The sequence below is a fragment of the Neptuniibacter sp. QD29_5 genome (assembly GCF_047778125.1).
GTDB lineage: Bacteria > Pseudomonadota > Gammaproteobacteria > Pseudomonadales > Balneatricaceae > Neptuniibacter.
Genome location: NZ_CP180556.1, coordinates 802,037 through 820,776 on the forward strand (window position 1 = coordinate 802,037; position 18,740 = coordinate 820,776).

Annotated in this window: 14 protein-coding genes; 10 read left to right on the forward strand and 4 right to left on the reverse strand. The window is 43.4% G+C overall.

What is annotated here, in order from left to right:
- The first annotated feature begins 49 nt into the window (after window positions 1–49).
- From ACMXYR_RS03600 to phbB, 4 genes are all read left to right on the forward strand, one after another.
- Complete coding sequence (locus ACMXYR_RS03600; RefSeq protein WP_415902939.1) at window positions 50–1,102, forward strand: Fe(3+) ABC transporter substrate-binding protein; 1,053 nt, start codon at window positions 50–52, stop codon at window positions 1,100–1,102.
- Between the two features lie 110 nt (window positions 1,103–1,212).
- Complete coding sequence (locus ACMXYR_RS03605; protein WP_415902940.1) at window positions 1,213–2,862, forward strand: ABC transporter permease; 1,650 nt, start codon at window positions 1,213–1,215, stop codon at window positions 2,860–2,862.
- A gap of 3 nt (window positions 2,863–2,865) precedes the next feature.
- On the forward strand, window positions 2,866–3,978 hold the full coding sequence (locus ACMXYR_RS03610) for an ABC transporter ATP-binding protein (RefSeq protein WP_415902941.1): 1,113 nt from the start codon (window positions 2,866–2,868) through the stop codon (window positions 3,976–3,978).
- Between the two features lie 509 nt (window positions 3,979–4,487).
- Window positions 4,488–5,237, forward strand: coding sequence for an acetoacetyl-CoA reductase (phbB, locus tag ACMXYR_RS03615; RefSeq protein ID WP_415902942.1), 750 nt, complete (start codon window positions 4,488–4,490; stop codon window positions 5,235–5,237).
- 61 nt (window positions 5,238–5,298) lie between these two features.
- On the opposite strand, the gene ACMXYR_RS03620 is transcribed toward phbB, so the two are convergent.
- Both ACMXYR_RS03620 and ACMXYR_RS03625 read right to left on the reverse strand, forming a co-directional pair.
- Window positions 5,299–8,133 carry a DUF349 domain-containing protein gene (locus tag ACMXYR_RS03620; protein WP_415902943.1) on the reverse strand — a complete coding sequence of 945 codons (2,835 nt, stop codon included), beginning with the start codon at window positions 8,131–8,133 and terminating at the stop codon, window positions 5,299–5,301.
- Between the two features lie 290 nt (window positions 8,134–8,423).
- On the reverse strand, window positions 8,424–8,849 hold the full coding sequence (locus ACMXYR_RS03625) for a YchJ family protein (protein ID WP_415893602.1): 426 nt from the start codon (window positions 8,847–8,849) through the stop codon (window positions 8,424–8,426).
- 125 nt (window positions 8,850–8,974) lie between these two features.
- Between ACMXYR_RS03625 and sbcB the strand changes: the two genes are divergently transcribed.
- Together sbcB and ACMXYR_RS03635 are read left to right on the forward strand one after the other, a co-directional pair.
- Entirely contained in the window at window positions 8,975–10,441 is a 1,467-nt protein-coding gene (gene sbcB, locus ACMXYR_RS03630; RefSeq protein ID WP_415893603.1) for an exodeoxyribonuclease I, read from the forward strand.
- On the forward strand, window positions 10,431–10,934 hold the full coding sequence (locus ACMXYR_RS03635; RefSeq protein WP_415902944.1) for a hypothetical protein: 504 nt from the start codon (window positions 10,431–10,433) through the stop codon (window positions 10,932–10,934). Before sbcB ends, ACMXYR_RS03635 begins: the two co-directional genes overlap by 11 nt.
- A gap of 29 nt (window positions 10,935–10,963) precedes the next feature.
- Here ACMXYR_RS03635 and ACMXYR_RS03640 read toward each other — a convergent pair whose 3' ends face one another.
- Entirely contained in the window at window positions 10,964–13,798 is a 2,835-nt protein-coding gene (locus tag ACMXYR_RS03640) for an insulinase family protein (RefSeq protein WP_415902945.1), read from the reverse strand.
- A 97-nt stretch (window positions 13,799–13,895) separates the two neighbouring features.
- Here ACMXYR_RS03640 and ACMXYR_RS03645 point away from each other — a divergent pair, with 97 nt between their 5' ends.
- Genes ACMXYR_RS03645 through ACMXYR_RS03660 form a run of 4 tightly spaced genes read left to right on the forward strand, consistent with a single transcriptional unit; the run spans window position 13,896 to window position 17,860 of the window.
- Window positions 13,896–14,333, forward strand: coding sequence for a DUF6394 family protein (locus ACMXYR_RS03645; protein WP_415883675.1), 438 nt, complete (start codon window positions 13,896–13,898; stop codon window positions 14,331–14,333).
- A gap of 20 nt (window positions 14,334–14,353) precedes the next feature.
- Window positions 14,354–16,048 (forward strand): NAD-binding protein, encoded by a 1,695-nt coding sequence (locus tag ACMXYR_RS03650; RefSeq protein WP_415902946.1) that lies wholly within the window; start codon window positions 14,354–14,356, stop codon window positions 16,046–16,048.
- 17 nt (window positions 16,049–16,065) lie between these two features.
- Window positions 16,066–16,953 carry a DMT family transporter gene (locus tag ACMXYR_RS03655; protein ID WP_415902947.1) on the forward strand — a complete coding sequence of 296 codons (888 nt, stop codon included), beginning with the start codon at window positions 16,066–16,068 and terminating at the stop codon, window positions 16,951–16,953.
- Window positions 16,954–16,993: 40 nt separating this feature from the next.
- On the forward strand, window positions 16,994–17,860 hold the full coding sequence (locus ACMXYR_RS03660; RefSeq protein ID WP_415902948.1) for a Tim44 domain-containing protein: 867 nt from the start codon (window positions 16,994–16,996) through the stop codon (window positions 17,858–17,860).
- Between the two features lie 73 nt (window positions 17,861–17,933).
- Here the strand turns inward: ACMXYR_RS03660 and yaaA are convergent, their stop codons facing one another.
- Window positions 17,934–18,710, reverse strand: coding sequence for a peroxide stress protein YaaA (gene yaaA, locus ACMXYR_RS03665; RefSeq protein ID WP_415902949.1), 777 nt, complete (start codon window positions 18,708–18,710; stop codon window positions 17,934–17,936).
- Window positions 18,711–18,740: the final 30 nt, after the last annotated feature.

An 18,740-nucleotide genomic window follows, 5' to 3' on the forward strand; every position in this document is an offset into this window, starting at 1 on the left:
TATTCTTACTTTAAGACACGTTTTGTATTGTTGAGTGTTGAGGTTTTTAATGAAGATAAATGCTTTAGCTAAGATTGTTTCCTCTGTTGGTGCTGTTGCTGCTGTCACTGTATCCGCTTTATTGCCTACATCTGCTTTTGCTCAAGAAGCCGGTGTTGTAAATGTTTATTCAGCCCGTAAAGAAGCCTTGATTAAACCGCTTCTAGATCGTTTTACCGACGAAACAGGTATCAATGTAAACCTTGTTACAGGTAAAGCTGATGCGCTGTTAAAGCGCCTTGAGGTAGAAGGTAAAGCAAGCCCTGCTGACCTGTTTGTGACGGTTGATGCCGGTCGTTTGCACCGCGCTAAAAGTGCAGGCGTTCTTCAGGTTTCTGGAAGCGACACTCTAAATAAAGTTATTCCGCAAAGCCTCAAAGACGCTGATGGTTATTGGTATGGAATGTCTCAGCGTGCAAGAACGATCTTTTACGTAAAAGGTAAAGTCGATCCTTCAGAGTTGTCCACTTATGAAGATCTTGCTGATCCAAAATGGAAAGGGCGCATCTGTGTTCGTTCTTCCAATAATATTTATAACCAATCCTTAGTTGCTTCTATGATCGATGCTATCGGCGTAGAGAAAACTGAAGCTTGGGCTAAAGGTTTAGTGAAAAACTTCGCTAAGCCGCCTTCAGGTGGTGATACTGATCAGCTAAAAGCGGCTGCCGCAGGCGTATGTGATATCGCGTTAGCAAACACTTACTATTTTGGTCGTTTGTTGAATAGCGAAAATGCTGAAAAGAAAGCAGTTGGAGCTAAATTGGCAGCGTTTTGGCCAAACCAAGCTGACCGCGGTGTTCACATGAACGTTAGTGGTGCAGGTGTAACTAAGCATGCTCGTAATGTTGAAAATGCTGTGAAGCTAATGGAATTTATGGCCTCTGACCAGTCCCAAGCTTGGTATGCAGAGGTGAATAACGAATACCCTGTTGTAACGACTGCTAAAGTGTCTGACACGTTGGCTGGGTTGGGTGAATTCACTGCTGACGATATTGTGTTGAGCAAGCTAGGTGAAAATAACCGTAGCGCAGTTGAATTAATGGACCGCGCTGGTTGGAAGTGATCCATTTTTACTATCAAGTAATTGTTTATTAAGTGATAGAATAGCTTGACCTAAGCGCCTGTAGAGAAGTCTTACAGGCGTTTTCTGTTTTTTCAGAGCCTGTAAAAATAATGCCTGCAGTTAAAATCAAACAATTTGGACAAAATTGGCTTGCGACGAGTAGCTTCGTCGTAACTTTTCTTCTATTACTGCCACTTGCTGTAATAGTTGGATTTGTTTTTAACGGCTCTGCTGATGTTTTCTCTCATCTATATAACACGGTCCTCGCTGATTACGTCAGTAATTCATTACTACTCATGCTCGGTGTGGGGTTTGGTGTTCTTCTTTTAGGTATCCCAACCGCTTGGCTCACAAGCGTTTGCGAATTCCCTGGGCGTAAATTGTTTGCTTGGGCTTTACTACTGCCTTTAGCGGTCCCTGCTTATATCATTGCTTACACTTATACAGGCTTATTGGATTATGCAGGTCCAGTGCAAACTCTAATCAGAGATATCACTGGACTCGGTTACGGCGAGTATTGGTTTTTTGAAGTTCGCTCTTTAGGTGGAGCGATCGTGATGCTGGCTTTAGTGTTGTATCCGTATGTATATCTATTAAGCCGCGCAGCCTTTCTTGAGCAATCCGCTAGTACTTTGGAAGTCAGCAGAACTCTAGGCTACAACCAGTGGCAAGGCTTGTTCAAATTAGCTTTGCCTTTAGCGCGTCCTGCCATTATTGCCGGTTTAACATTAGCTTTGATGGAAACGTTGGCGGATTATGGCACCGTGCAGTATTTTGGCGTTAGCACCTTTACTACAGGTATTTTTCGTACCTTTTATGGTTTTGGTGACTCCGCTGCTGCGGCTCAGTTGGCAGCTTTTCTACTTGGATTTGTAGCGCTTCTAGTTTTAGTCGAAAAATATTCTCGTCGTAAAGCGCGGTACCACTCTTCAGCAGAATATAAAGCTAAGGCAAAATTAATCGAGCTGAAAGGCGGCAAAGCATTTTTTGCTTTTGCCGTATGTTTATTTCCAGTTCTATTTGGTTTTCTTATTCCAGCAGGTTTGCTTGGATATTGGAGCTTTACACAGGCAGATCTATCGGATGGTGATTTTGTCGAGTTAGCTTGGAACTCTTTCTATTTGGCATTTTTAGCTGCCTTAATTGCTGTAGGCTTTGCGCTATTGCTTGCCTATGCAGGTCGCTTAACGCCAAGTAAAGGCGTGCGTTTCTCTATTGCAACTGCGGGGATGGGTTATGCGTTGCCGGGAACCATTATCGCTATAGGGGTTATCATCCCATTTGCATGGATGGATCATCAACTAATCGCAGCTGCCAAAAATTGGTTCGATATTGATTTAGGGTTGATCCTCTCGGGGACGATTGTCGCGTTATTATTTGCTTATACTGTTCGTTTCTTAGCGGTCTCTCTGGGCGCGATTCAGAGTGGTTTAGGAAAGATAAAACCAAGTCTAGATGGCGCGGCGCGCACTTTAGGCTGTACGCCGTTACAAGTATTAAAACAGGTACATGTACCTTTGATGCGTAGTTCTGTATTAACTGCGCTTCTAATTGTATTTGTTGATGTTTTAAAAGAGCTTCCAGCGACTCTTATATTGAGGCCTTTCAACTTTAACACGCTAGCTGTTAGAGCGTTTGAGTTGGCGTCAGATGAAAGATTGATCGATGCAGCGCCAGCGTCATTATTAATAGTAGCGGTAGGTCTATTACCGGTGATTTTACTAAGCCGCTCAATATCTAAAGGGCGTGCAGGAAACTAAGTTATGAGCCAAGCAAAACACCTTTTAATTGATGATGTAACCTTAGCCTATGGTGATGTTGAGGTTGTGCATAATGTTTCTTTGGGATTAGAAAAGGGTGAAATTGGTTGTCTTTTAGGGCCTAGTGGCTGTGGTAAATCTACACTGCTAAGATCGATTGCTGGGTTTGAGCCAGTTAAATCTGGCGAGATTGCCATGTTGGGGCAGCAGTTGTCCACTTCGCAATTTTGCATGCCAACTGAGCAGCGCAATATTGGTATGGTTTTCCAAGATATCGCATTGTTCCCGCATTTGAGCATCGCGGATAATATTGCATTTGGTATCAAAAATTGGAGCAGAGCTGATAAGGTCGCCCGTATTTCAGAGTTGCTTGAGCTAGTAGGCTTGCCGGGTGTAGAGGAACGCTACCCGCACTCTTTATCAGGTGGTCAGCAACAAAGGATTGCGCTTGCGCGTGCGATTGCACCAAAGCCTGATCTACTGTTGTTGGATGAGCCGTTTTCTGGCTTGGATGCTAACCTGCGTGAAACCCTAGTGCCTGAGATTCGAGATATCCTTAAGCAAGAAGAGATGAGCGCTATTCTGGTAACTCACGATCAGATGGAAGCCTTTGCAATGGCAGATAAAATTGCCGTAATGCAACAAGGTGTTATTCAACAGTGGGGCACGGCTTTTAATATCTATCATGAACCCAAAACCCGCTTTGTAGCGGACTTTATCGGTTTGGGGGAGTTTCTTAAGGCGCGTATCAAAGATGCTTATTCGGTTGAGACATCGTTAGGCGTTTTGGTTGGCGACGAAAAGCTAGTTTATGCGCCAGGGACTGAAGTTGAGTTGTTAATTCGACCAGATGATATTCAGCATGAAGAAGAAAGTGATACCACAGGGCTGATCGTCAGTAAATGGTTCCGAGGTTCTCATTATCTTTACCAAGTTCAGTTGGATAATGGCGAAATCGTACCTTGTATTACCGCGTGTCATCATGACCATGATGTAGGTGAGCGTATCGGGTTGAAAATTGAATTTGACCACCTTGTTGTCCTTCCGATTTGTGATCCAGAATCGGGAATTTGTGAGATACAAGAGTCAGATGTTGTACCCGCTGCGGGCGCTTGAATACGCGTTTACCCTTAAACTTTCTGTTTACGTCGCTCTAACTCGTTAAAGCTGTTAACTATTTTGCAATGCTAGCGGTTGTTGCGATGCGGTAAAAAATAGATGGATTAATAGCTTTTATTACCTATTAATAAATTCTTATTTCAAATGTAGTCTAGATATTTAACCTTTTGAAAAGTAAGTGTTTATTTTAGATATTAAATTCCTATTCTATTTTTTCTAAACATGTCTTTTGCTGTAATAGATTCAATTGTGGATATTATTGCTGCGTTGCGTCGACTTCCTTCATTGTATTGGTTTGTCACTTTTACTTCATAGTATTGGAATATCCTTATTACTCTTCAACCAAAGTCATATTATTATCGTTGAAGATATCGGATTATGATCGATATATAACCAACTTATGAAATACCTTATTCAAAGCCTCGAGCTGGTGGGTATTCTTAGTTTGGAAAAGATGGACCATAAATAATTACTACAAAGCACAAATGCGTAAAAGGGGATGTAACATGGGTCAAAAGATTGCCCTAGTAACAGGTGGAACAGGTGGCTTAGGTACGTCAATTTGCCGTCAATTGGTTGATGGTGGATTTCGTGTAGTTGCTGGTTACAACAGTGGTGGAGATCATTCAAAAGCTCAAGCTTGGCAAGAAGAGCAAAAAGCAGCAGGTTATGAAATTGATGTGGCTTACGGTGATGTAACTGATGCTGAGTCATGTGCACAGTGCATTGCTACAGTTGAAGAGCTGACTGGCGGATCAATTGATATTCTCGTCAATAACGCTGGTATCACACGTGATGGTCAGTTTAAAAAAATGAGTTGGGAGCAGTGGGATGAGGTGTTAACTGCTAACCTTGATTCAATGTTCCATATGACCCGTTTGGTTATTAACGGCATGATTGATAGCGGCTGGGGCCGTATCATCAATATCTCTTCCGTAAACGCTCAGAAAGGTCAGTTTGGTCAGTGTAACTACTCTGCAGCAAAAGCAGGTATTCATGGTTTCACTAAAGCCTTGGCGCAAGAGGTTGCACGTAAAGGTGTGACGGTAAATACAGTTTCGCCTGGTTATATTAAAACGGCCATGGTGGCGAAAATCGCTCAAGAGATCCAAGACCAGATTTGTGCTGGCATCCCTGTTGGTCGTTTTGGTACGCCTGAAGAGATTGGTCACATGTGTAATTTCTTGTGTGGCGAGCACTCTGGTTATATCACAGGTGCGGATATGTCGGTGAATGGCGGCTTGCACATGTCATAAAGCTGAATAGCTTATATATAAAAAAACCGCTTTTTAGCGGTTTTTTTTGTTTCTAATCTTTTTACAGTAATTGCTGCAATCTTTCTTCAAAGCGTTCATTGAACTCTTCGAAATGAGCGGCAAAAGGTATGCCTAGCCATTCTTGTTCGAGCTGTTTGATCTCACTGAGATTAAAGCCCTGCTTTTGTTCAGCTAGTGCTTGCTGTAAGCGCTCCATCTGATATTCCATGCGCAGTGCTTGGTCTTCCGGTGGTGAAGGCTGAGAAGTTGCGATCTCCAAGCGAATGCACAGATGACGCAAACGTTGCTCTTGGGTATTGATCATCTCATCCATTTGATCTGGATTAGAGATCAGAGATAGCAGAACAGCAAAGCGCTGATCTATATCTGATGTATCAGAAGGCGATGCAGGTTCGTGTTCCCAAGCTTCTCGTAGTGAGTCTAAGCAGTCGCTTGTCGTTTCATCCAAAATTGCATGTTCAAGCTGTTCACAAATCTCTGCTTTACGCTGAATCGTCAGATATGGCTCAGACTCAAATTGTTTCAACTCGTGCTTTTGGCGCTGCACATAGTTAATCGCTTTCTCGATACGCTCAGATAGCGTTTCGTCCTCAACCGGAAGATGCTGTTGCATCGAGCCAAGCAATTCTTGTAGATGGTTTAGACTGGCACCGGTTTCAATCAGCTGTTCAAGTTCAGTGCACTGCTTTTCTAAAGCATTACTGTTTTGTGACGGAGAGCTGCCTTCTTTCGATGATGATTTATCAGCGAAATACATTTCAAAAATTTGACTGCAGTTCTCTCTGAACTGGTTCCAAAGCTTTCGTTCCTGATTACGTGGAGCAGGGCCAATTAGTTTCCAAGCCTTTTGCAGCTCTTTAACTTGCTCTGTTGCATCATGAAGATTTGTTGCTTGCAGAAGTTGCTCTGTTTCGGCAATTAAGCTTTGCTTTTCTTTGGCGTTCGCTTGTCGAATCTTTTTTAGCGGAGCATCCAGTTCTTTTAATAATTGATCAAACTGAACTTGTAGCTTTTTACCTGGAGCACGATCAACAGGAGAGTAATTGCGCCATTCTGTTTTCGCTTGATGGATCTGATGACTATAGTCTTTCCAGCTTTCGACAGTCTCTTCTTGAGGTGCTTGTAGGTTTTTTAGCTCCTCTAAGATCAGTTGGCGCTTTTCTAAATTGCTCTTGCGAATATCTCGTTGTTGAGCAAAGTGCTGGTCACAAGGCGCATATGCAGTGTCAGAGGCCTTCTTGAAACGCTTCCAAAGCTGTTGCGAATGAACAGAATCGGTCGCATCAAGTAGTTTCCACTCTTTCTGGATTCTACGAACTTGGGTTGCTAAATCTTGTACTGCTAGGTTGGATTGGCTAAGCGCTTCCATCTCTTCACATAGGGATTCTTTTTTCGGTGCTACTGCGTAAGCTTGCCAATCCCTAATCTCTTGGAGTTCGGCTCCAAGTGCTTTAATGCGCTGTTCAAGTTCTGGCGTTAGATTGCCATTTAAGCGTTTGCTTAGTTGTTCCGCTTTTTTAATTTGCTTATCTGCTGAGCGAATTTCGCCGGATGAAATTGCAGATTTTAGTCCATCTAAGACATCGCTAAGCTCTTTTTGCAGCTGTAGCGCATGATTATTATCTGCGTCTAGACGCAACTTCGCTTTAGCTAAACCTTCTTCTAGCTGCACTAGTGAAGCAGGCTTCTCTTGTAATTTAGGCCAGCTAAATTTGTTTATCAGCTGTGTGGCTTCTTGCGCGGCTTTGTTTAATGGCCCAATATCAGATGAACCATTCAATACAGCGCACAGAGCTATAATTTTTTCTTCAGCTTCAAGCAGATGAAAGTAAGAAACCAATAGGTTCTTTAATTGAGCGGTGATTTTATCGAAGCTAGCCTGCTCATCTTTGCTGCTGTATTGCTTAATAGCTGTCCAATCAGTACAAAGCGATTCCAATCGAGACTGGAAGGATTTTAACTGTTGATGATCTGCGGGTAATGCGGTGCTTTGTTCTTTTAGAATACAAAGCTCAGAGTAAACAGCGTGGCTTTGCGCTTTTTGCTGCTCTAGCTGAGCAGCTTTCTCTTGCTCAGCCTGTTGTTCTGCATCATGCTTCCGGATTGTTTCAGAACAACGTTCTAGCTTTTCTTGGAAAAACTCTTGTTGTTCTTCATTCGTTGAAGCGCGAAGTTTTTCCCAGTCTGCCTCAATTGCAGTCATCTTTGCAGAATACAGCGGAAAGAATTCAGCTGTAGCGAGTTGTTGAATAGCCGCTAATTGCTTCTGGATAGCTTCTTGTTGAACTTGTTTTTGCTTCTGTTGTTCACGAATGATTTGAAGCTTTTCTTTAGTGACTTTAACGACGCCTTTATCTTTATTACGAGCTGCCTTTTGGAGCTGCTCGAGAATCTCTTCACTGTTGATCTGTCCGGCAGCTAGGACGCGCAAGCTAGCCCGTTGGCTTTTCTCTGCTATAAGGACAAGATCATGATCGTCAGTAACTTGAATGACAGCTTGCTCTCGAAGCTGTTCGTCTTGGCTATTCAGTGCAATGTGAGTCAGTAAATCGCCATCAGTAATGTAGGCTAGCGCAGTGCTTTTTTCTTCCTGAAGCGGAGTATCTTCTTGGCTGAGAAGAATCTGGCTAATTCGGTGTAGAGCTAATTGTTGGATATTGCTAGAACTGTCGTTCTGGCTGATCTGGACTAATAAATTAAGGTCGGAGAGCTTTTCAGTAGCACTTAAGCGTACTGTTTCATCCTCATCCTTCAGTGCTAGCTGCGATAGGATAGTTTGTGCATCGGCATCAGTTTCGCGAAGCTTTGCAATCGCTTTGATCCGCTTTTCGGGCTTGGCATGTTGCCAATTTGGCTTTAAAAATCTTGCTAGCATAGTGACCTGTACTTCTACGGCTACGCGTATATATGATGGAACGCGCTACCTTTAAGGGCCAACATTCTACCTGAGAATTAGGATTCTGACAGCGTTGACATTAAGATAATGTGCCAGCAAAGAGAGTTTTTTTGAGAGAGTGTGACAAAAGAAAAGGCAAACTCAGACTATTACAGAGTTAGGGTTTGTTGCTAAGCCCAAGAAATAGAAGGTCTTTGGGAAAGGGCACGGATAAAAAAAGCAAATTTTGCTTACCGAGCCCTTATGAAAGATGAAAAATTGTCTTCTTACTAGGTCCTAACCTCTACATCACCGTCGACGTAGAACCAGAATCCATCATCTTTGCGGAAGTTCGACTTCTCATACAAAGTACCACTTTGATCATCTGTTTCGAAATTGGCTTCGAACTCAACCATGCCTGTTTCGTCAGACCGGTTACCTTGGCTGGTATCCAGAATTGTTAGGCCAGTCCAATTCGTGTATTTAACTTGGTCTGCCAAAATTTCGGCATCATCTTCGCCACGGTTTTCTGGCGCAGTGGTATTGATTAGATAATCGATAGCACCCAGCGCGAAGGCTGTGTAGCGGGATCGCATCAATGCTTCCGCCGTTGGTGCAGGTTTTTGCCCTTGTACGATTGGTTTGCAGCAGTAATCAAAAGGTTTGTTGGAACCACAGGGACAAACTTTGTTCATTACATCCTGATTATGAGACATGGGTGAACCCTTAACATTGAAATGTTAATCTGAAATACAGAGCGTTCTATTGGCTATTCTTTTAAAATATATAGCTAATAACCACATTATATCTATCAGATTTACCCTTTTGGCAAGGATAATTTATGGCTAATGCGCCTTTAACATTTTTTTGGCATGACTATGAAACATTTGGCGCAGATCCTAAACGCGATTGGCCGGTCCAGTTTGCCGGTATTCGTACCGATGATCAGCTAAACATCATCGAAGAGCCGGTGATGTTTTATTGCAAACCAAGTGAGGACCAACTCCCTCATCCAGAAGCGTGTTTGATTACAGGGATTACACCGCAAAAAGCGATAGAAGAGGGTGTGTGTGAAGCGGATTTCTTTGCGCAGATTCATGAGCAACTAGCTCGCCCTGGTACATGTGGTGTGGGCTACAACAGTATTCGATTTGATGATGAGGTAACGCGATACGGTTTGTATCGTAACTTCTTTGACCCCTATTCCCGAGAGTGGCAAAACGGTTGTTCCCGTTGGGATATTATCGATATGTTGCGATTAACTCGATCCCTACGTCCTGAAGGGATTACTTGGCCTAAATATGAAGATGGCTCACCAAGTTTAAGACTAGAAGATTTAACGGTCGCTAATGGTATTGATCATGGTCACGCCCATGATGCTTTATCAGATGTGTATGCCACGATTGAGATGGCAAAGCTGGTGCGGGATAAGCAGCCTAAGTTATTTAATTACGTGCTAAATAACCGCAGTAAACAATCCATTCAAAACCTTCTAGACCCGCAAAGTCATAAGCCTGTGTTGCATGTTTCTTCTCGCTACCCAGTTGAGCATGGTAATGCTGCTATTGTGGCACCCTTGGCGACGCACCCTGTGAATAAAAATGGGGTGTTAGTGTGGGATCTCCGTGTTAATCCAGAACCGCTGATGCAATTACCGGTCGAAGAGTTAAGGCGTTTACTTTATACCAAGCATTCAGAACTCACTGACGCAGACCCGAAAATTGCGTTAAAGCAGGTGCATATCAATAAGTGCCCTATCATAGCGCCTGCCGGCATGTTGAATACTGAGGAAGCGGCCCGTTTGCAGATTGATGGGGATGTGTGTCGAACGCATTTGCAGATGCTACGAAGTTTTACTGGTCTGTCACAGAAAATTGCCGATATCTATAGTGAGAGCCCTTTTGAGGCGGAAAGCGATCCGGATATGATGCTATACAGTGGCGGTTTCTTTACGCCATCAGATCGTAAATCCATGGATCAAATTCGCCAAACGGGTCCGAAGGAGTTAGCTGAACTGGATCTGCCTTTTCAAGATCCTAGGCTCGAAGAGATGTTGCTCCGCTATAAAGCGCGTAATTGCAGTTCCGTGTTAACTCAGGAAGAACAGATGCAATGGGAAGATTACCGTCGTCGTAAATTGTTAAAAGGCGAAGGCGGTCATTTGACTATGGATACATTCTTCCAACGCTTGAATGAACTCTATGGTCAGCCGGAAATGGATGATAATAAACGCCATATTCTGGAAGAATTAGCTGTATACGCTGAGGCTATTTATCCTATGGAAGATGCTTTCGACGATGCTTACTAGATCGGCTGTTCTCGGTCTTTTGCTTTTTTCTTGCGCTATCTATGCGGAGGAAGAGGTCGAACTGCCTATCGAATACGATATCACCTCGCCCAAAGGCTATTACTACGGAACAGTAGATGGTGAAACTGCCTATAAAGATTGGCGAAGAGGTACCTTCGATAAAGAGCGGATGAACGAGGTTCAACCTAAAGATCTGCCCAGCAATCTGCCTGAGCCTGTGGTGATTCCTTATGTTCCACCAGTGGTCAATGAAGTACCGGTAGGCAAACCTAAAAAGCCACCATTAAAAGGTGAGGACAAGATCTTTGTCCAGATAGGTAAGGATGAGAAGAAAGCACGATGCCTTATCTTAGGGCAGGGCTGTGAAGAGTTGGTTGAGCCTGAAGTAAAAGATTCTGTTTATTTCCGACCGATAGAAGCGCAGAAGCAGAAACAATTGGAATTAGAGCAAGAAAAAGCTAAAAAGCGCACGGTTATCAATCCAGACCAATAACCGTGCGATTACCCTAGTGTCAGGGGCCATCAGTTATCAGGAGTGAAATTACCCTGATCTCTGCGTTGCTTAAACAACCGAGTTAATTGTGTCGGTTCGATAGCAGGGCGTTCAAACTTCTTACCTGTGCTTAAGACCGTTAAACGGCGATCAAACAAACCAGCGTAGCGTTTGGATAGATCGTCTAAGGTTACTTTCTCTACAGCTTCCGCCAGCTTCTTACGGGTATTAAACTCTGTTTCACCCCAATCGAGCTCTCGCCAGAACCGCTTGGTACGACTGGATAGCTTTTTATCCTGCTTAGTGATTCTTGAAATCACACTGCGTTTAAATTTGTTCAGCTCTTCCTGGTTTAATTGCGAGATCAAATTGCTCGATTGCATTAAGAACTGATCAATCTCTTTTACCAGCGTTTTGCCGTCTGCCACAGGGGATTGCACGATAAAGGCAATACCCGGTGTTTTGTGCATCTGCAGAGGTGTACCGAAGACGATGTAACCCAGCTGTTTTTCGGTACGTAGCTGATTATAGAAAGGCGCGGATAAAATTTCGCTCAATACAGAGAATTCAGCTTTCTCTTTATTGCTGTTGTTATTGCCTTGTAGCAAAACAGAGATCGCTGAATCATCATGATCAATCACTAACTTATCTGTGAGTAGCTGCTGGCGGGGAACTTGAACTACTTGGACTGGCGCGACTTCTTTAGCGCCTGATTGCCATAGGTTATCTTTGATCAGTGAAGCGATAGTTTCGGCGTCTGCTGCGCTTAAATTACCATGTGTGAGTAGTTTAATATCCGGCGTTTCCTGCAATTTAGCAGCATAAGCGGCAAGATCTCTAACCGTCAGTTTTTCTGCTTCGCGGCGTTCCTCTGCATTGCTCCATTGAGGTAGAAGCAATTCATACAGACGGCTCGTCGTTTGATTGTACGGTTTGTCATTTAGCTGGTTCGCTAAGTTATCTAGATACTTCTGCTTCAGGATCTCAAAACGCTCTTTTGGTAAGTCCGGTTTATTAATCGCAGAAACCACATCTTTTGTTAGTAGATCTAGCTTGTCGTTATAACCAGATAAGCGAACCGTAAAGCCCTTCATATGTGGGTAAATATTCGTGCCTAGACCAGCTAGATAAGCATCATAGAGTGTTTCATTGAGCTGCTCTTGAAGCATCTCAGTGAAGAGGCTGTTCATCACCCAGTTTTTAGCGCTGGTATTGGCAAATGGGGTTTGCAGTGTGAAATAGGCATTTGCTTTTGGCACATTAAAACTGACATCGGTTAAATGCCAATGTTCGAAACCTTGTTTATCTTGCAGCAGATAAGGTGCTTGTTTAGTTTCTGCTGCTAGAAGATCTAGGTCTTGAGCAATAAATGGGTTAGTGCTGCGAACCGTTAATTTCGGATCAACTGCTTTAACGGTGAAGCTTTTCAAGGTTTCCGCATTAAACTGAGAAACTTCAAAAGGTACGTTGTAGTCAGGTTCTGTTTGGTTGCCTTTAACATCACGCGCTTTAATGGTCACCAGCATATTCTCTGGCTTGATCTGATCCAGATATTGCTTAATCAGCTCAGGCTTAAACTCATTAAAGGTATAGTTCGCAGAGATGACTTTCTCCGTTGGGAAAAATTGCATCTGTCGTGTTAAACCGCTCACCATGTGGATGGGTTCTGATTGCTCCTGAAAGGTGAAACGGATGTTGCTCAGTTGTTTCTCTTCATCAAATAGCGCTTTTTGAATTCCGCTCTGTTTTAGCAATTCAACATACTGGAATACCATTTGGATAACTTGCTGGTACTGCTCTAGGCCTTGTTCGGTTAGGCGCATGCTGACCATAAAGCTGGCTTGGTTATCCAAATCATGACCTTGTGAAGCAGAAAGGGACGTTGCCAAGCCTTTCTCTTTCAGTAGAGAAAGTAAGCTGCCTTTGCCTTCATAGCCAATCAGGTTGCTGATGTAATACAGCGGCTTGCTTTCCCAATGACTGCGAGTTTCAGCAGTAGGGAAGGTTAGCGTAAGTGAGCGGATATCTTTTACGCTTTTGATCTTAATCAACTGCGGTAGTTGCTTCGGATTAAACAGAGAGGTTTTGGTTTCAAACGCTTTAGAATCGTAGTTTTTAACCGCACTGAATTTCTCTCTTACCATCTGCTCTAATTGGTCCAGTGGTTCTCTACCTTGTACGGCAAGTGCCATCAGATTGGCAGAATAATAGCGCTGATAAAATTCGATTAACTCTTTACGGATTGGTCGCTCGGGAGTATTGGCTAGGGTTTCTAAACTACCTACTGCAAACCAGTTGTGGCTATTTTGTTGGTTCATTAAAGATTTTGTTACGGCATAGCTACGGCGGTAATCATCTTTAATCTTTGATTGATATTCCGAGTGAACAGCATGGCGCTCGCGATCTACGTATTTTTCATCAAATAGCGGCGCAATAAAGAATTGTGCAAAGCGATCTAAAGCGGGTTCTAAATTATCAGCAGTGACATCAAAGAAGTAGTTGGTGTTTTCCATCGATGTATAAGCGTTATGGCCGCCACCGTGAGAACGGATGAAACTTTGATATTCATCCGCAGCAGGGTATTTTTCGGTGCCTAAGAACAGCATGTGTTCGAGATAATGGGCTAGACCCGCGCGATCTTTAGGGTTAGCACTAGATCCCACCGCTACATTCATAGAGGCAGCCGCTTTGTCACTTTTAGGATTCGAGATCAATAAAACGCGCAGTTGATTATCTAAGGTTAGGCTGCGATACACATTTGGATCGTTGGGACTTTTTTCGACGTCTGCGAATACTGATGTGGATAAAACCGCAGACAATAGACCAGCAAAAATAACTAGCCGTGGCATGGAAAGAGTTAGCATAAAAATAAGCCTTAAATCGTAAAAACACCAAAATGTTATGTTGTGACAAAGCATAACGGTTAGGGTTCCTTAATCCAACTCAATGGATTTAGTAAGCGTGGGTGTTACAATCCAGATCTTCGTTAAAAAAGTTCAGGAGTTGAAGGAAGCGATGAACAAGGAAAAAGTGATTTTTGCGTTTTTTATTGTGTTGGCATTGACGCTCAACTTTGGCTTCTTTCTTGGGGATATAGAAAACCCAGCTCACCATAACGTTTACGAGTTTTTTGCTGCATTGGTTGTTAGCATGATCTGTACAGTCATTAAATTTGGTGACCGAACACATCTAGGTGCATTGATGCTAGCTACCTCATTAGTTGCTGACCTGCAACTAATCGTCGCTGCAGGAATTTGGGGTTACGCAGAGCAGATTAGCGGTATTGGTATGGACCCATCTAATATGTCGAGCGTTGTTTCTCTAAGTGCAGGCGCGCTCTTAGCCAATGTTATCTCGGTTATTTTGTTGGTAGTTGAAACTGCCATGCTGCGTCGATAAGCACTGAGCGATTATTCTTTATGAATAACGTTATCTATCTATTTTTACGGCGCTTAAGGGTACCGTTAATTACTCTGATTGTTGTTTACTCCATCTCAGTACTTGGATTTGTACTTATACCTGGGGAGGATGATCAGGGTAATGTTTACCGAATGGATTTCTTCCATGCGGTTTACTTTGTCTCCTTTATGGGGTCGACCATCGGCTTTGGTGAAATTCCTTATGAATTCACTTCGGCTCAACGTATGTGGACGCTCTTTTGCATCTACGCCACGGTAATCGCTTGGTTATACGGTATAGGTACGACACTGGCTCTGATACAAGAACCCGTATTTGGCCGTATGATGCGCAGGCGCTCCTTCACTGCAGATGTTCGGCAAATGAACGAGCCCTTTTATCTGATTTGTGGCTACGGTGTGACCGGAAGTGTCGTTGTTCGACAGCTAGTACGACGTGACATCCGCGTGGTGGTTGTTGATATCAATCAGGACAAAATAGATGCGTTAGAGATGGATGAGTTACCTGTCTCTGTTTCCGCGCTTTGTGCCGATGCTTCTCTTCCCGATGTCTTAGATGCGGCAGGCCTTCAGCATCCCAAATGTATTGGCATCATGGCGTTAACGAACCATGATCAGGTTAATCTCTCTATTGCGATCGCTAGTAAATTGTTAAATCCTGAGCGGATGGTGATCAGTCGTACCGAATCTGATATTACCTCTGCCAATCTAAAATCTTTTGGTACGGATCTGGTGGTGGATCCGTTCCGCACCTACGCACAGTATCTTTCTTTAGCTGCTCATGCGCCTTATATGCATCTGGTCTATGACTGGATTCACAACCCATTCCATCGTCCGCTTTCCAGCGTCTATCAGCGTACAAAAGGGCGTTGGATCATCTGCGGGCATGGTCGTTTTGGCCGTGCGTTGTATCGCGATTTTGATGAAAGTGATGTCGAACTGACGGTTTTAGATATTGATGCAGAAAAAATAAAAGACCTTCCGCATCAAGTAACCGGCGTTGGTACTGAAGCGGTTACGCTGATGGAAGCGGGGGTTATGGACGCAGTGGGTATCGTTGCGGGTACCAATAATGATGCCGATAACCTGTCCATCATGATGACCGCTCGAGAATTGAACCCAAAACTCCTGACTGTAGTTAGACAAAACATCCATGCCAATGGCTTGGTTTTTAAAAACAGCCGTGCTGATTTTATTATGGAGCCGGGGCGTATTATCGCTAACCGCATCCTTGCGCATGTTAAATCGCCGCTAGTGCCTATATTTATCGAAGAGATGCGGGATAAATTTGACGATGTCTGGGCGCACACATTGATTAATCGAATGAGCAGTGTGGTAGGGGACCGTGAGCTAGATAGCTGGGCCTATACCGTAGGCGAGAAAGAAACACCTGCTTTTATGGAAGCAAAGAGGCAAGGCTTCGAGTTGACGCTCTCTTTGTTCTTTAAAGACCCTCACAATCGTAAGAAAAATCTACATGCCTTCCCTCTGATGTTAAAGCGTGGGGATTTTATTGATATGTTGCCAGGTGAGTTGGATGAGCTACAAGAGGGCGATGAAGTCCTGATTTGTGGTTTAAATAAATCCAATCGCCGTATGCAATGGACTGTAAATAATTATAATGTCCTGCATTATGTCATTACGGGCAATGATGCGAGTAACAGTCTACTTTCGCGTTTTTTGCAGAAGAATAAATAAGGCTTTCGAGGTCATATTTGGCTTATCTACTGTTAACGCTTACAACGCTTTTTTGGGCGGGTAACTTTGTTTTAGCGCGTGCTTTTTCTGTTGATATCCCTCCGATTACGCTAGCGTTAATTCGCTGGTCATTAGCGTTCGTTATTTTATTACCTTTTTCTATCCCCGCCATTTATAAGAATCGTGATGTGATTCGGCAGTATTGGCCTAGGTTAGTGCTGTTTGGTGCTTTGAGTGTTGCTGGCTTTAACACCTTGGCTTATATCGGTTTGCAAACGACGACCGCTATGAATGGCACGTTGATGCAATCTTCAATGCCGATCATGATTCTTTGTATGAGTACGTTAGTGCTTCGTGAGTCAGCGACGATGCGGCAATGGCTAGGTGTCTTACTTTCGCTATTAGGTGTTTTAGCGTTGATCAGTAAAGGTGACCTAGAGGCTTTAATGTCGCTTAACTTCAACAGTGGTGACCTTTGGGTGCTACTCGCAATGTTTGTTTGGGCTTGTTACAGCCTAGCGTTGCGCTGGAAGCCGAAAGAGATGAGTGGGTTTGCGTTCTTCTCGGTTTCTTTAACCGTAGGCGTGATTATTCTAGTACCTCTGTCGCTGTTGGAAACTGAAAGAGCTTTAGGGATTCACTGGGATATGGATCTGATGTTACTGATCTCCTACTTAGCCATTTTTCCTTCTATCTTGGCTTATTTGTTCTGGAATTATGGTGTTGAAAAGTTAGGTGCTCATAAAGCTGGATTATTTATTCACCAAGTGCCAATGTGGGGAATAGTATTGTCGGTGATTTTCCTTGCAGAGCAGGTTCAGGCTTTTCATTTATGGGGTATCGCTTTAATATTCACAGGGATTTATCTCGCTGTAGTCGCCGGTACGGTTGCCGGTAAAAGCTAGTTATGTAGGAGAAACAATGCGGACTTTTTTGGTTACTTTAATGGCGGTATTTTTGATTTCGCTTCCTATCGCTGAGACAGCTGAAGCTAAACGCTTTGGTGGTGGTTCTTCATTTGGTAAAAGCTTTTCTTCACCTAAAAAATCAAAGCCTGTTCAACAGCAACAACAAAAGCAAGCTGATAAAACGACAACAAACACAACTACAGCACCTAAGAAAAAAGGTTTTGGTGGTTTGATGGCTGGTTTGTTGGCGGGTGGTATATTTGGCGCGTTGCTATTCGGTGGGGCGTTTGAAGGTCTACAGTTTATGGATCTGATTCTGATCGCCGCGGTGATCTTTATTGTTTACAAAATCTTCTCGATGCGAAAACAGGCGCAGCGTCCAGATTACGCTACTCAAGGTGGTCATGGACAAGGTCAGCCTTATACGCCAGAACAGCCACAGCCAATGCAGCGCGAGGCTCAAACTGAGAATGTGCAGGAGTTTAAACCAATGCCAGCTTATGATTCCGGTTGGGGTGATTCTGCTGAGATCGAGATTCCTTCTTGGTTTAATAAAGACGCATTCTTGGAAGGTTCCCGTGAGCACTTTGTAAACCTACAAAAGGCTTGGGATCGTTCTGATTGGGACGAAATCCGTACTTATACTTCTGAAGAGTTGTTTAATGCGCTTCAGCAAGAGCGTGCTAAGTCACCCGCTGATCAGGTAACAGAAGTTGTATCGGTTATGTCTGAGTTAGCTAACTTCATCACTCAAGAAGATGAGGTGATTGTGAGCATTAACTTCTACGGTTGGTTAAAAGAGAATGCCTCTGAAGCGACTGAGTTTAATGAAACATGGCACTTGGCACGCGATATGAGCAAAGAAAATGCTGATTGGTTTATTGTAGGTATCGAGCAAAACTAAGCTGATATCTCACCATTAAAAAAGCCAAAGCAATATGCTTTGGCTTTTTTGTATCTGGGAAAGTGAAGAGGGTTTACTCTTCGTGATCGCGGATGAATGTCCAAGTATCGCCTTCAGACATGCTCTCAGCGAAATGGTAACCTTCAAGATCAAAGCCTTTTAAGTCTTCAGGGTTTTCGATCTTGTTTTGAATAATGTAGCGGGTCATCAAACCTCGAGCTTTTTTAGCGTAGAAGCTGATCATCTTATATTGACCATTTTTCCAGTCTTTAAACGCTGGCGTGATGATACGCGCTGAGATGTTTTTCTCTTTGGCTGCTTTGTAGTATTCATTAGACGCTAGGTTGATCAGTACCTGTTCTTTCTGCTCAGCAAGCTCTTGATTCAAGCGCTCACAGATCTGAGTACCCCAGAATTCGTATAGGTTTTTACCGCGGCTATTAGTGAGCTTTGTGCCCATCTCTAAGCGATATGGCTGCATCAGATCGAGCGGTTTCAACACGCCATAAAGACCTGAAAGGATACGTAGGTGATTCTGTGCAAAAGCTAGGTCTTCTTCCGATAAAGTTTCAGCATCTAAGCCTGTGTATACATCACCTTTAAATGCTAGAACGGCTTGTTTGGCGTTCTCAGTATTGAATTCAGGTGTCCATGATTCATAACGGGCAACGTTTAAACTGGCCAGTTTGTCGCTCAACTTCATCATCTGAGCAATATCCTGTACGGAATGCTTTTTCAGTTCGTCAATTAGAAGTTGGGAATGATCAAGAAACTCTGGTTGGCTGTATGTTTCAGTGACAGGGGCAGTTTCATAATCCAGAGTTTTGGCAGGTGATACGACAATCAGCATAGGAGAAATCTATCTTTGCAGTAATAAAGT